The following is a 16,330-nucleotide window of genomic DNA, read 5'->3' as shown; positions in this document are numbered from 1 at the left end:
CGGGTCGGCGGAGCAGAGAGTTTCCCCTGCTCCGCTTTCCGCTGCTGATTAACCGACAATCAGCTGATGGTTCGCCAGCAACGTCGCCAGATCGGTATGCACGTTGGTCAGCGTGGCGATGGTGGTCATCGACTGTGCTGAACCGCTGCCATCCATATCAATCTTGATGACGGTGTTGTTGCCTTCGGTCGTCACCGACAGATAATCGGTGATGTTGCCCGCCGAGGCGTTCAGCGTGGCCACGCCGTTGACATAGCTTGCTGAACCGGTGCCGGTGTAACCGCCCGACTGCAACAGTTCGCTCAGATCCAGACGGTCTGAGTTCGCCGTGCCTTCCCAAGTCCCGACCGTAAAGCCGTTGATGGTGTCAGAACCGTTACCGCCGGTGGCGTCGGCACTGTTAATCAGCTTGTACAGCAGCGTGTCGTGCCCGCCGTTGCCTAAGTTGAAAGTGTCGTTACCGCCACGGCCGTTGAACACGTTATCGCCAGAACTGCCGGTGATCGTATCGTCGAAGTTCGACCCGGCGATCCCTTCGATATTCCTGAAGGTTGACGTGTTGAACCCGGTGTTCTGCGCGTTACTGCTGCTCAGATCCACCGTGATACCACTGGTGGCATTACGGTAATCCACGATGTCCTCACCGCCGGTGGCGCTCCACGTCGCATGGTCTGACGTGGTGCTCCAGCCGCCGGAGCCGTTGTACACGTAGGTGCCGCTTTCCGCGATAAACGTATCGTTGTAGCCGGTACCGGTGATCGTGCCGCTGGTGCCGCCGGTTGCTGCATCCGCCGTTAACGAGTAACTGGTGGTGCCGTCGCCCGCGGTCAGGTCAGTCCAGGTTTCATTGGACGACACGCCGTTGATGTTGCGCACCAGCACCGCCGAATAGGTTTCATTCGGATCCAGGCCGTAGAAGTTCACCAGCGCCGAGGCATCGTTAATCCCGATACCCGACTGGGCGTTGATGATCTGCGACGCCACCAGCTGACCGGCTGAGTTGTACAGCTGCACGGTGTTGCCGTAGAACACGTTCATTCCTTCGCCGTCGAGAATGCGCAGGTGAATCGCCGTGCCGTCAGCGATGGTGCTGTTGTTGGCGATGTACACCACTTTGCCGTTGGCCTGCGAGACCAGCAGATCCTGCGTCCCGTTCCAGTCGTAGTCGAGGGTGGCAATCCCCGTTACGTTGACCAGTGCAGAGGCCAGTGCGCTGCTGGTCCAGCCTTTACCGGTGCCGTCGTTCAGATACAGCGTGGCTTTCTGGCTGGTGGAATAAGTGCTGAACTTGATGATGTCCATATCACCGTCACCGTCCCAGTCCACGGCCGCCGACAGGTATCCGCCCGATGCAGAACTGGTCGTTGCCGTTTCCACAGCCGTTGGTGTGGTGCTTAACCCGCCCGCGCCATTGTTGTAGTAAATCATGCCGCCGTAGTTGTATGCGCCGGCGGAGGTCCTCCCCGTCGAGATGTACAAGTCCATCAGGCCGTCGCCGTTGAAATCTGCCCAGGTCATCGACACTGCGGTAGTGGTGTCTGCGGAATTCGGGACAAACACGTTAGCGATGCTTTGCGTTTCCGTCAGCGTACCGGTGCCATTGTTGTTCACCACCGTCAGTGCGTAGACGCCATTACGGTTGGTGTGCTGAACGATATCGACCGTACCGTCGTTGTTGATATCCACGCCGGAGATTTCGCGGTAAGTCACACCCGCCAGACCCGCCGCGCCGTTGGTGCCGTCAGCGGTCAGAACGCCGTTGTTGTTCACCAGATAACTGCGTGAGTCACCCCCGGCATCGCCGTACGCCAGATCCACCCAACCGTCGCCGGTTTTGTCATAGGCAATCACGCCGCCGTACCAGATGGTGGTGCCGATCGCCTGCTGGCCGTAGGTGTACGTGCCGTCTGCGTTCGCGGTCCATTTACCCTGAATGCTGCCGCCGTAGTTAGTTTCCGTCGCATAAATATCGGACGTACCGTTACGGTCGGTATCCGCCAGCGTGTAACTCACCACAATGTTGCCGCGGGAGTTGGTTAACGTGGTGCCGGCATAGCTGTTCAGGCCGGAACTGGTGTAGTCCGAAATCCCGGTGACAATATTCCATAAACCGCTGCTGTTCAGACTGAACGCCATGGCGTTGGTGGACGTCGAACCCGCTGTCGTCGCCCAACTGGTGTCCACGGCGGTTTCGGCATAAACAATGATGGCGCTGGTACTGATGCCTGCATCATTCCCGTTACCCGCACTGCTGCGCACCTGCGCCGTAACATCATAACTTGCCAGCCCCAGCGCACCTGGAACCTGTAAATACCAGGTATGGTTCAGCGGATCGACAACCACCGCACCGCCCGGTTCTGACGTGTACGTCACGCCCTTCACCACCACCTGAACATACATGCCTTCGCCCAGCGCTTCGGACAACGTTCCGCTGATGATCGGTGTCGTATCCTGAGTGGATCCTGCCGTCACGGTGGCAATCGTGGTTGGAATCGAGGTATCCACCGTCAGGGTGAAATCGCCGGATGGCGTGGTATTTCCTGCCAGATCCTGCGCTCTTGCCACGTACACGTAAGTGCCGTCCGCCAGCGCGGAATCGGAGAAGGTCCAGGCCAGACCGACCACCGTCGCGACGCCGACAAACACGCCGTTGCGGTAGATTTTCAGCACTTCGCCGTCAGCCAGCGCCTTGCTCAGCGTACCGCTCAGGGTTGGTGCGGTTTCATCGGTGTAGGTGCCGGAACCGAACGATCCTTTACGGTCGCCTTCATCATCGGAATACTGAACGATGCTCGCTACCGCTTCCGGGTTCAGCGTATCAATCACCACGGTCTGGCTGCCGACGGTACCGGTGTTACCGGCCTGATCGATCACCCGAACCTGCACGTTGTAATTGCCATCAGCAAGAACAGTGCCGGTTGCGTCGTAGCTCCACAGTTGCCCGTTGACGACCACGTCACTCCAGGTGAAACCGCCGTCGAGGCTGATTTGCGCCCTTTCGTCGGTCGCCAGCGTCGCGCTCAATGTGCCCGACATCGTCAGCGTGTTATCGCTGGTGATGAAGTCGTTCGCGTAATCGCCCGTATCGTTGCTGATCGCGCTGATCGTGATAGTTTGCGTCGGTGCTGTGGTGTCAATGGTCACCACCTGCTGCGCGGTCTGGCCAACGTTTCCGGCCTGATCCACCACGCGAACCTGATAAAGCGTCTGGCCGTCGGTCAGCGTGCGACCGTCGGTGTATGTCCAGGTGCTGCCGGACAGCGAGACGGTGGTCCAGGTCGCGCCGTTATCGACGCTGATCTGCACCACTTCGCCTGCGCCCAGCGCCGCACCGATGGATCCGGTGACGGTCAGCGAGGTATCGCTGGTCACAAAATCGCTGGCAGAAATACCGGTATCGGTGCTGATGCTGTCGATGGTCACGGTTTTGCTGCTGTCCGGCGCAACGGTATCGACGGTGACCACTTTCGAGGTCACATTGCCGACGTTCCCGGCGGTATCCACCACGCGGACGTTGTAGGTGTAATCCCCGTCGGTCAGCGTGCGGCCATCGGCAAATGTCCAGCCGGTGCCGATTGTGGTCGCATTCGCCCACGTCAGACCGCCGTCAACGCTTACCTGCACCACTTCATCGGCGGCCAGCGTTTTACCCAGCGTACCGGTGACGGTCAGCGAGGTATCGCTGGTGATAAAGTCACTGCTGCTCAGACCGGTATCGGTGCTGATCGCATCAATGCTGATGGTTTTGCTGCTGTCCGGTGCGGTGGTATCCACGGTAACCACCTGACTTGCCGTCGCCCCGACGTTTCCGGCCAGATCGACCACGCGCACCTGGTAGTTGTAATCCCCGTCGGTCAGCGTGCGACCGTCGATATACGTCCAGGTCAGCCCGCTGATGCTCACGTCAGCCCAGGTGTTGCCACCGTCGAGACTGATTTGCGCATATTCATCCGCACCCAGCGCCGCGCCCAACGTACCGCGCAGGTTGAGCGTGGTGTCGCTGGTAATAAAGTCAGTGCTGCTCAGGCCGGTATCCTGCGAAATCGCATCGATACTGATGGACTGGCTGGCGTTTGGTGCCACGGTGTCAATCACCACCGTCTGCGACGCGGAAGACCCGACGTTACCCGCGGCATCAATCACCCGCACGGTGTAGCTGTAACTGCCGTCTGTCAGCGCGCTTCCCTGCGCATAGTTCCAGGTGGTGCCGGTCACGGTCAGCGTGACCCAGGTCAACCCGCCGTCCAGGCTGATTTGCGCAGACTCGTCATTACCCAGTGCCGCAGAAAGCGAGCCGTGGAGCGTGATCGTGGTGTCGCTGGTCACGAAATCACTGTTGCTGCGGCCCGTGTCATCGCTCACCGAATCAATGGTGATGGTCATGGACGGCGCTGAGGTATCGACCGCAATCTCATGCATCGCCGTGCCGGTATTGCCGATGCTGTTGGTCACCGACGCCGTGATGGCATAGTTATCGCCATCCACCAGCGCGCTCACCGCATTGGCGCTCAGGTTCAGCGTCCAGCTCTGGTCATTCTGAACCTGTGCGGTATAGCTCTGACCGTTGAGGGTCACCGTCACCGTTGAACCGGCCGGAGCCGTCGAGGTTCCGGTAACCGCCAGCGACGTGCCGTGTTCTGCGGCGTTAACCACATCGTCCGCTGCGAAGGTGTTGATGGTGATTTCCGGCACTGCACCGTTCAGCGTGACCACCGAACTGCCCGTTACCGGGTTCCCCGCCACATCGCTGACGCTGGCGCTGACGGTGTAACTGCCGTCGGTCGCGCCGTTAAAATCAGCCGCAGGAACGTTCACGCTCCAGGTGCCGGTGGACGTCACGGTCGCGTGGTATTCGCGATTGTTGAACGTCACGGTGACAACCTGGCCCGCTTCCGCTGTTGTTGTGCCGCTGAGGGTCTGACCCGCCAGCTGCTCGGTGGTGTTGATAACGTCATCACCGGCAATGGTGCTGATGGTCAGCATCGGTGCCACGGTATCGACCAGAACAGAGGTGCTGGCTGACGCCGGATTTCCCGCCACGTCGTTGACGCTGGCGCTGACCGGCAGCGAACCGTCCGGCAGCGCGGCAACGTCCACCGCAGGGATATTCACCGACCAGGTGCCATTGGCATTCACGGTAGTGGTGTACGTTTCATTGTTGAACGTCACGGTGACCGTCTGACCGGCCTGCGCCGTGGACGTCCCGCTGAGTGTCAGCGGCTGGCCGAGTTCGACCGCGTTTAACATCCCGCTGGCCGTCACCGGGTTAATCAGCAGCGCTGGTGGCGTGGTATCGACCACCACGTTGTGCGTGGCATTGGCCGGATTGCCGGTCGCATCGCTGGCGCTGGCCGTGACGCTGTAATTGCCGTCGGTGATGGCCGCCATATCGGCTGCCGGAACGCTCAGCGTCCAGTGGCCGGTGGCATCCACACTCGCGGTGTAGCTTTTCCCGTTCAGCATCACGGTCACTTCGGTACCGGAAACCAGCATATCGCTGCCGCCGGTAATCGTCAGGCTGGTGCCTTTTTCCGCCGCATTGATGATGTCGTCCTGCGCAATCGTGTCGATGCTCAGGCTGACCGCGTTGGTGTTCACGGTGATCACGTGATCGCGGCTGCCGGTGTTGCCCGCGCTGTCGGTAATGCTGACCGCAAACGTGGTGTCACCAGACGCCAGACCCTGAATCACGCTGACCGGAACGCCGATGCTCCAGTTGCCGCTGGCATCCACGACGGTGCTGTAGGTATGGCCGTCAATCACCAGCGTCACCACGTTGCCCGGCACGGTGCCGGTGCTGCCGCCGGTAATCACCTGCGCCTGCCCGTGTTCTGCGGTGTTCAGCACATCGTCGCCCGCCACGGTGTTAACCGTAACAACAGGCGCGGTGACATCCACCAGCAGCGAACCGCTGGCGCTGGCACCGTTGCCAGCAATATCAGTAACGGTTGCACTGATCGCGTAGGTGCCGTCCGCCAGAGCCGAAGCCACGGCCGCCGGAACGGACGTACTCCAGGTGCCGTCCGCCGCGACTGTTGCGGTGTAGGTCTGGCCGTTCAGCGTAATCGTCACAATCTGACCCGCTTCGGCAGTCGACGTCCCGCTCAGCACAACGTTTGCCGCCGCTTCCGCGCTGTTCAGCACGTTATCACCGGCGATCACGTTGAGGGTCAGCGCTGGCGCAGACGCATCGACTTCCGCCGTATTCGCCGCGCTCGCGCTGTTGCCTGCCACGTTAGTCACGCTGGCAGTTGCCGTCACGTCGCCGTCTTTCAGGCCAGTCATATCGCCCGCCGGAACTTTGACGCTCCAGCTGCCGTCTGCCTGAACCTGTGCGGTGTAATTGTGACCCGCAAAGTTCACGGTCACGGTCTGGCCTGCTTCCACGTTGTTCGTGGTGCCGGTCAGGGTGAGATCCGCCGCTTTTTCGGCTGCATTAATGATGTCGTCCGCCGCGATGGTATCGACGGAGATCGCCACGCTGCTCAGATCAACGGTCACGTTATTGGAGATCGTTACGCTGTTGCCCGATACGTCAGAGCCGGTGACGCTGATCGCTAACTGACCCGCTGGCCAGTTCGCCACATCCGCTGCCGGAACGGCCGCGGACCATGCGCCGTTTGCACCAACGGTCGCCTGGTAAGCCACGCCGTTAACGGTCACGGTTACGCTGCTGCCCGCCGCGATATCCGTGCTGGTGCCGCTGATGATCTGGTTTTGATTAATTTCAATGCTGTTGACGATGTCGTCGCCTGCAACAGTGTCGATGCGCAGACCCGGCAGACCGGCGTCGATGGCAATTTCGCGCTCGCTGCTGTTGGTGTTGCCGTGCTGATTGGTAACAGAAGCGCTGACGGTCAGATCGCCGTCGCCGAAGCCTTTCAGGTCAGCCGAAGGCACGCTCACGCTCCAGCTCAGATCGCCCAGAACCGTGGCAGTGTAGGTTTTCCCGCCGAGCGTAATGGTGACAACGTCACCTGCCGCAGCATTGGTCACCTTGCCGCCGATCAGCTGATCCGCGTTGATTTCCGTCGCGTTGATGACGTTATCGGTCGCCACAGGGCTGATGCTCACGGAAGGCAGCGAGCTGTCGACCAGCACAACGTGCGTTGCATTACCGGTATTACCCGCCGCGTCGGTGCTGCTGGCGGTCAGGGTGTAATCCGCTTCGCCCAGTTTTGCGACGTCTGCGGCCGGAACGTTCAGCGTCCATGCGCCGTTAGTGACGGTTGCGGTGTAGTTCTGGCCGTTGAAGTTCAGGGTAACCACCGTGCCGTCCGCACCATTGCTGGTACCGCTGACGGTCAGTGCTTCGCCTTTTTCGACGGCGTTGATCACGTCATCCGCGGCGGCGGTGTTAATCGTCAGCACCGGAGAAACAGTATCGACGGTCACCGCATGTGTCGCTGCGCCGTCATTGCCCGCGGCATCTTTCACGGTCGCCGTGACAGTGTAACCGCCGTCGGTCATTGTGCTGACCGCAGACGCCGGAATGCCAGTGCTCCAGTTGCCCTGAGCATCCACCGCCGCCGTGTAGGTCTTGCCGTCGATCTCAATCGTCACCAGACCACCCGCCGGAACGCCGGTGCTGCTGCCGGAGATCATCAGGTTCTGCTGAAGCTCCTGCGCGTTAATAATATCGTCGCCGGAAATAGTGTTGATGGTCAGCGTCGGGGCGGTGACATCCACCAGCAATGAGCCGGTCGCGGTCGCACCGTTGCCTGCGATATCGCTGACAACTGCACTGACCGAATAGGTGCCGTCAGCCATTGCTTTCGCATCTGCTGCCGGAACCGCCGTGCTCCAGGTGCCGTCTGCCGCAACGGTCGCGGTGTAGGTCTGGCCGTTGAGTGTAATCGTGACCGTCTGACCCGCTTCAGCGGTAGACGTGCCGCTCAGGACAACGTCCGCGCCCGCTTCCGCGCTGTTCAGCACGTTGTCACCGGCAATAGTGTTCATCGTGATCGTCGGCGCAAGGGTATCGACCGTCACATCCTGCGCAGCACTGGCGCTGTTACCCGCCGTGTTGGTCACGCTGACGCTCACGGACGTGTCGCCGTCTTTCAGGTTAGTCATGTCCGCAGCCGGAACTCTCAGGCTCCAGGAGCCGTCAGTCTGTACCTGCGCGGTGTAGCGGTGACCGGCGAAAATCACCGTCACATTCTGCCCGGCTTCCACGTTTTGCGTGGTGCCGCTCAGGGTCAGATCCGCCGCTTTCTCGGCCGCATTCAGCATGTTGTCCGCAGACACCGCGTCGATAGCAATGCTGACACTGCTCAGATCCACCGTGATGGTGTTGCTGATTGTCACGCTGTTCCCGGCCTGGCTGACGCCGGTGACGGAAATGGCCAGCTCACCGGCAGGCCAGTTCGCCACGTCCGCTGCCGGAACCGGCGCAGACCAGTTGCCGTTCACGCCGACGGTCGCCTGATAATCAATTCCGTTCACCGTCACGGTGACACTGCTGCCCGCCGCCAGCCCGTTGCTGGTGCCGCTGATGATCTGGTTCTGATTAATTTCAATGCTGTTGACGATATCGTCGCCCGCAATCGTGCCGATACGCAGACCCGGAAGCGCTGCATCGATCGCGATATTGCGATCGCCGGAACCTTCATTACCGCTCACGTTAGTGACGCTAGCGGAAATGTTCAGGCTGCCGTCGCCCATCGCGGCAAGATCGGCCGCAGGAACGGTAATGCTCCAGGTAAAATCGCTCTGCACTTGCGCCGTATAGGTTTTCCCGCCGACGGTCACGGTGACCGTCTGGCCGGCTTCTGCATGCGTGACGGAACCGCTGATCACCTGATCCTGCGTCACTTCGGTCGCATTAATCACGTCATCGCCCGCTACCGTATTGATGGTGACGGAAGGATTATCAGAAGCCGTTTGCAGCCCTTTAGACACAGAGCCGGTGTTGCCATTCACGTCGGTGCCGCTGACGCTGACCTGATAAAGCGCCTGCCCCAGATTCGCCAGCGCGCTGGCCGGAATATCGGCACTCCACACGCCGCCGTTGACGGTGCCCGTATAGTTCAGGCCGTTCAGCGTCACAATCACCTGCGCGCCGTCCGCAAGCCCGGTCACCGTACCTGTAACGGTCAGCGTGGTCAGGGCTTCGGTGGCATTCAGTACGTTATCGCCGCCCGCCATGTCATTGATAACAAAGACAGGTGCGGTGGTATTGACCACAACATTCTGGCTCGCAGAACCGGTATTTCCGGCCAGATCGGTAACCGAGGCGGCAACGGTGTAGCTGCCGTCCGTCAGACCGCTGACCACGTCAGCCGGAACGCCGATGCTCCACTTGCCGCTGGCATCGCTGATAGCGGAATAATTCACGCCATTAAGGGTCACGGTCACGACAGTGCCGGTGTCCACGCCGGTGACGGTGCCGCTGATCACCTGCGCCTGCCCGTGTTCGGTGCTGTTAATGACGTTATCGCCCGCCACCACGTTGACGGTGACGACAGGCGCGGTCTGATCAACTTGCGCAGTGCCGGTCGCCGTCGCCGGGTTGCCTGCAATATCGGTAACGCTGGCGGTCAGTGTGTAAGAACCGTCATTCAGACCGGAGAATACGGTGTTCGCGACGCTGGTGGTCCAGGTGCCGTCCGCCGCCACAGTGGCGGTGAACGTCTCGCTGCCCATCACGATGGTCACCGTCTGGCCCGCCTGCGCCGTTGATGTGCCGCTCAGCACAACATCTGTACCGGCATTAACCGCGCTCAGCACGTCGCCTGCGCTGATGCTATTGATCGTCACGACCGGTGCAGACGCATCCACTTCCGCCGTATTTGCCGCGCTCGCGCTGTTGCCTGCCACGTTCGTGACACTCGCGGTTGCGGTCACGTCGCCGTCTTTCAGGGACGTCATGTCGCCCGCCGGAACGGTGACGCTCCAGCTGCCGTCAGCCTGAACCTGTGCGGTGTAATTGTGACCCGCGAAGTTCACGGTCACGGTCTGGCCTGCTTCCACGTTCTGCGTGGTGCCGGTCAGCGTCAGATCTGCCGCTTTTTCTGCCGCATTAATGATGTCGTCTGCCGCGATGGTATCCACGGAGATCGCCACGCTGCTCAGATCGACGGTCACGTTGTTGGAGATCGTCACGCTGTTGCCGGATACGTCGGAGCCGGTCACGCTGATCGCTAACTGACCCGCTGGCCAGTTCGCCACGTCAGCCGCCGGAACGGCCGCGGACCATGCGCCGTTTGCGCCAACGGTAGCCTGATAATCGATGCCGTTAACGGTGACAGTCACGCTGCTGCCTGCCGCGATATCCGAGCTGGTGCCGCTGATGATCTGGTTTTGATTAATTTCAATGCTGTTGACGATGTCGTCGCCCGCCACCGTGTCGATGCGCAGACCCGGCAGACCAGCATCGATGTTGATTTCGCGCTCACCGGTGCCGGTATTGCCATTCTGATTGGTGACGCTGGCCGTGATATTCAGGTCGCCGTCGCCGAAGCCTTTCAGGTCGGCCGAAGGCACGCTCACGCTCCAGCTCAGGTCGCCCTGAACCGTGGCGGTGTATGACTTGCCGCCGAGCGTAATGGTGACAACGTCGCCTGCTGCCGCATTGGTGACCTTGCCGCTGATCATCTGATCCGCGTTAATTTCCGTTGCGTTGATGATGTTATCGGTCGCCACCGGATTGATGCTCACGGTCGGCAGTGAACTGTCCACCAGCACCACATGCGTGGTGTTGCCGGTGTTACCCGCCGCGTCGGTGCTGCTGGCGGTCAGTGTGTAATCCGCTTCGCCGAGTTTTGCGACATCGGCAGCCGGAACGTTCAGCGTCCATGCGCCGTTGGATACGGTTGCGGTGTAGTTCTGACCGTTGAAGTTCAGGGTAACGGTGGTGCCGTCAGCGCCATCCGAGGTGCCGCTGACGGTCAGCGCTTCGCCTTTTTCGACGGCGTTGATCACGTCGTCTGCCGCCACGGTATTGATGCTCAGCACCGGAGAAACGGTATCGACGGTAATGGCGTGAGACGCCGCGCCGTCGTTGCCCGCCGCGTCTTTTACGCTGGCTGTGACGGTGTAGCTACCGTCGGTCAGTGTGCTGACCGCAGACGCCGGAACGCCGGTGCTCCAGTTGCCCTGTGCGTCGACCACTGCGGTGTACGTTGCGCCGTTGATTTCAACCGTCACCAGCCCGCCCGCAGGCACGCCGGTGCTGCTGCCGGAGATCATCAGGTTCTGCTGAAGCTCCTGCGCGTTGATAATGTCGTCGCCGGAAATCGTGTTAATGGTCAGCGTTGGCGCGGTGACGTCAACCAGCAATGAGCCGGTCGCGCTTGCGCCGTTACCGGCAATGTCAGTCACCGTTGCGCTCACGGAATAGGTGCCGTCAGCGATTGCCGCCGCATCTGCCGCCGGAACGGCCGTGCTCCAGGTACCGTCCGCCGCCACGGTCGCGGTGTAGGTCTGGCCGTTCAGCGTGATCGTGACAACCTGACCCGCTTCGGCGGTAGACGTGCCGCTCAGCACAACGTCCGCACCCGCTTCCGCGCTGTTCAGCACGTTGTCACCGGCGATCACATTTATGGTCAGCACTGGCGCAGACGCATCGATTTCTGCGGTGTTTGCCGCGCTCGCGCTGTTGCCTGCCACGTTCGTGACACTCGCGGTTGCGGTCACGTCGCCGTCTTTCAGGGACGTCATGTCGCCCGCCGGAACGGTGACGCTCCAGCTGCCGTCGGCCTGAACCTGTGCGGTGTAATTGTGGCCCGCGAAGTTCACGGTCACGGTCTGGCCTGCTTCCACGTTTTGCGTGGTGCCGGTCAGGGTGAGATCTGCCGCTTTTTCCGCTGCGTTAATGATGTCGTCTGCCGCGATGGTATCGACCGAAATCGCCACGCTGCTCAGATCGACGGTCACGTTGTTGGAAATGGTGACGGTATTGCCCGATACATCAGAGCCGGTGACGCTGATCGCTAACTGACCCGCTGGCCAGTTCGCCACATCCGCCGCCGGAACGGCCGCAGACCATGCGCCGTTCGCGCCGACCGTTGCCTGGTAATCAATTCCGTTCACCGTCACGGTGACGCTGCTGCCCGCCGCGATGTCCGAGCTGGTGCCGCTGATGATCTGGTTTTGATTAATTTCAATGCTGTTGACGATATCGTCGCCTGCAACCGTATCGATGCGCAGACCCGGCAGACCGGCGTCGATGTTGATTTCGCGCTCGCTGCTGTTGGTGTTGCCGTGCTGATTGGTAACAGAAGCGCTGACGGTCAAATCGCCGTCGCCAAAGCCTTTCAGATCAGCCGAAGGCACGCTGACGCTCCAGCTCAGGTCATCCTGAACCGTTGCCGTATAAGACTTGCCGCCGAGCGTGATGGTGACAACGTCGCCTGCCGCCGCATTGGTCACCTTGCCACCGATCAGCTGATCCGCGTTGATTTCGGCCGCGTTGATGACGTTATCGGTCGCCACCGGATTGATGCTCACGGTCGGCAGTGAACTGTCCACCAGCACCACATGCGTGGTGTTGCCGGTATTACCCGCCGCGTCGGTGCTGCTGGCGGTCAGTGTGTAATCCGCTTCGCCGAGTTTTGCGACATCGGCAGCCGGAACGTTCAGCGTCCATGCGCCGTTGGATACGGTTGCGGTGTAGTTCTGGCCGTTGAAGTTCAACGTGACGGTGGTGCCGTCCGCGCCGTCGCTGGTGCCGCTGACGGTCAGTGCTTCGCCTTTTTCGACGGCGTTAATGACGTCGTCTGCCGCCACGGTGTTGATGCTCAGCACCGGAGAAACGGTGTCCACGGTAACCGCGTGCGACGCCGCGCCATCGTTGCCCGCCGCGTCTTTCACGCTGGCTGTGACGGTGTAGCTACCGTCGGTCATCGCACTGACCGCTGACGCCGGAACGCCGGTGCTCCAGTTGCCCTGTGCGTCGACTACTGCGGTGTACGTTGCGCCGTTGATTTCGACCGTCACCAGCCCGCCCGCAGGCACGCTGGTGCTGCTGCCGGAGACCATCAGGTTCTGCTGATGTTCCTGCGCGTTAATAATGTCGTCGCCGGAAATGGTGTTGATGGTCAGCGTTGGCGCAGTCACATCCACCAGCAAAGAACCGCTGGCGCTTGCGCCGTTGCCTGCGATATCGGTGACAACCGCACTGACCGGATAGGTGCCGTCAGCCATTGCTGCCGCGTCGGCTGCCGGAACGGAGGTGCTCCAGGTGCCGTCCGCCTCAACGGTCGCGGTGTAGGTCTGGCCGTTGAGTGTAATCGTCACCGTCTGACCCGCTTCGGCAGTCGACGTGCCGCTCAGCACAACGTCCGCGCCCGCTTCCGCGCTGTTCAGCACATTGTCACCGGCAATCACGTTGAGGGTCAGCGTTGGCGCAGACGCGTCGACTTCCGCGGTATTCGCCGCGCTCGCGCTGTTGCCTGCCACATTGGTGACACTGACGGTTGCGGTTACGTCGCCGTCTTTCAGCGAAGTCATGTCGCCCGCCGGAACGGTGACGCTCCAGCTGCCGTCGGCCTGAACCTGTGCGGTGTAATTGTGGCCTGCGAAGTTCACGGTCACGGTCTGGCCTGCTTCCACGTTGTTCGTGGTGCCGGTCAAGGTGAGATCTGCCGCTTTTTCAGCGGCATTAATGATGTCGTCTGCCGCGATGGTATCGACCGAAATCGCCACGCTGCTCAGATCCACGGTCACGTTATTGGAGATCGTTACGCTGTTGCCCGACACATCAGAGCCGGTCACGCTGATCGCTAACTGACCCGCTGGCCAGTTCGCCACATCCGCCGCCGGAACGGCCGCAGACCATGCGCCGTTCGCGCCGACGGTTGCCTGGTAATCAATTCCGTTCACCGTTACGGTGACACTGCTGCCCGCCGCGATATCCGAGCTGGTGCCGCTGATGATCTGGTTTTGATTAATTTCAATGCTGTTGACGATATCGTCGCCCGCAACGGTGTCGATGCGCAGACCCGGCAGACCGGCGTCGATGTTGATTTCGCGCTCACCGGTGCCGGTATTGCCATTCTGATTGGTGACGCTGGCCGTGATATTCAGGTCGCCGTCGCCAAAGCCTTTCAGGTCAGCCGAAGGCACGCTGACGCTCCAGCTCAGGTCATTCTGAACCGTAGTCGTGTAGGAATGACCACCCACGGTAACCGTGACAACATCACCGGCTGCGGCATTCGAGACTTTCCCGCTGACAATCTGCGCGGATTCAATTTCAGTGGCATTAATAATGTTGTCGCCCGCCGTCACGGCGATAGTCACGACCGGAAGCGCAGAATCCACGAGGACGTTGTGCGTCGTGTTGCCGGTATTACCCTCGGCGTCCGTGCTGGTGGCGGAAAGCGTATAGGTCGCTTCACCCAGTTTTGAAACATCGGAGGCCGGTACGGTCACGGACCAGTTTCCGCCGCTGATGGTGCCGGAGTAAGTCACACCGTTGAGCGTCAGGCTGACCGGCGTGCCGTCGGCGCTGTTGCTGGTGCCGGTGATGATCAGCGCGTCGCCTTTCCCAATGGCGTTAATCACATCGTCAAGCGCAACGGTATTGATCGCCAGTTCAGGGGTTTCTGAAGACACCAGTACGGCAGTATTCTGCGAGCCGGTATTGCCCGCTTTATCGGTAATACTGACGCTGATCGGGTAACTGCCATCGGCCACGGCGCTGAACACGGACGCCGGTAAACCGATGCTCCATGAGCCATCCGCCGCCAGCGTTGTGGTGTAAGTCTGGCCGTTGACGATCAGCGTGACTGTATCGCCCGCTTCTGCGCCGGTGCTGGTGCCGCTGACGATTTGCGCCTGCGTCTGCTCGGCGCTGTTAAGGATATTGTCCCCGGCAATGGTGTTGATGGTGATCACCGGAACCGTGGTATCGACAAGTAAATTCTGCGTGGTGGACGTGCTGTTACCTGCTGCATCACTGACTGACGCGCTGACGGTGACATTCCCGTCCTGCAGTGCGCCTGCCTGTGCCCCGGGTACGTTCACTGACCAGTTGCCGTCTGCGCCGACGGTGGCGCTGTAGGTCTGGCCGTTCAGGGTAATGGTGACGACCTGACCCGCTTGCGCCGTTGACGTGCCGCTCAGCACAACGTCTGCGCCCGCTTCGGCCGCATTAAGAACGTTATCGCCCGCCAGCGTGCCGATAGTCAGCGAAGGAGGCTGGGTATCAACATTCAGGGTGGAAGTTGAAGTGACGGTATTGCCCGCCGTATCAACGCCGCTGACCTGCACGGAATACACGCCATTGAGCAGTGCGCTGGCACTGGCCTGTGGAACACTGACTGACCATGCGCCGTCTGCGCCCACGGTGGTTTGCCAGCTTGCGCCATTCAGGGTCACGGTGACCGTGGTGCCTGCGGCCAGGTTGTCACTTTTGCCAGAAATCGTCACATCTGCCGCCGCTTCTGCGGCATTCAGCACGTTGTCACCCGCGATGGTGTCGATAGTCAGGGCCGCGGTGGTCGTCACCACGTTCAGCGTAATGGTGCCCGCCGTGGTGGTGGAACCGTTGCTTTCCTGCACCACAATGTAGGTGTGTATGCCGGCAGACTGTACTGCCAGCTGAGCGGTCCACTGCCCGTTTGCGCCGACCACTGCCGTGGCAATGATGTTGCCGCTGGTGTCCAGGATGGCGATATCTGCACCCGGATAACCGGTACCGGTAAACGTCGGGCGCGTATCGTCGGTCACGTCCTGATCGGCAAGAATGCCCTGCTTGTCGCCCTGCGTATCGGTGACCAGAAACGTCGGCTGCGCGACTTCAACATCTTTGGTGTTATCAATAACTTTTGTCTTTTCGTCCGTGCCGCCGCCGCCGTGCCCCAGCAACGCGCCAACGGCACCCGCGCCAAGCACGCCCGCGAGCAAATACGGCCATTCGACCGTGACTTCGGTGCCGCTCAGCAGCAGCGTTTCAATGCCTGAAAGCGGGGTTTCAACCGCATTAAGGGCAAAGGCAGGCGTATCATGAGCGACGGCAGCATCCGGGAAGCTGACTTCCGTCAGCCCCTGATTTTCATCCTGAAAGACCAGTTTATTCTCGTCATCCTGCCCGATATTCTCGAAATACCCTGCACAACGAATGACCGAGCCGTCTTTCATATGAATAATCAGGTCATTGCCGCTGCGTTCATAACTGGCTACCGCTTTTGCTGAGCCATGAATAACGACAATGCCCGATTCATTCATCGCAACAGCAGTATTCCCTTGTGCAGTAAACTCATTTATCAATGATGTCTTACGAGAGACTATATCCATGACTCTGCTCATGATATTTTCCTTTATCCTTATTATTCCCGATAGGTGTTATTCCAATGCAACTGAATGCTATTGGTTACTTTTTTAA

At 60.4% G+C, this 16,330-nt stretch carries 1 protein-coding gene; it reads right to left on the bottom strand.

Translation table 11 applies throughout. From position 1 onward, the window contains the following. Positions 1–48: 48 nt before the first annotated feature. Positions 49–16,254 (bottom strand): Ig-like domain-containing protein, encoded by a 16,206-nt coding sequence (locus BV494_RS05430; RefSeq protein ID WP_104921927.1) that lies wholly within the window; start codon positions 16,252–16,254, stop codon positions 49–51. Positions 16,255–16,330: the final 76 nt, after the last annotated feature.

The sequence above is a fragment of the Rahnella sikkimica genome (genome assembly GCF_002951615.1).
In the GTDB taxonomy this organism is placed as follows: domain Bacteria; phylum Pseudomonadota; class Gammaproteobacteria; order Enterobacterales; family Enterobacteriaceae; genus Rahnella; species Rahnella sikkimica.
The sequence above is the reverse complement of the archived record's forward strand: the minus strand, read 5'-3'. Positions and strand labels throughout refer to the sequence as shown.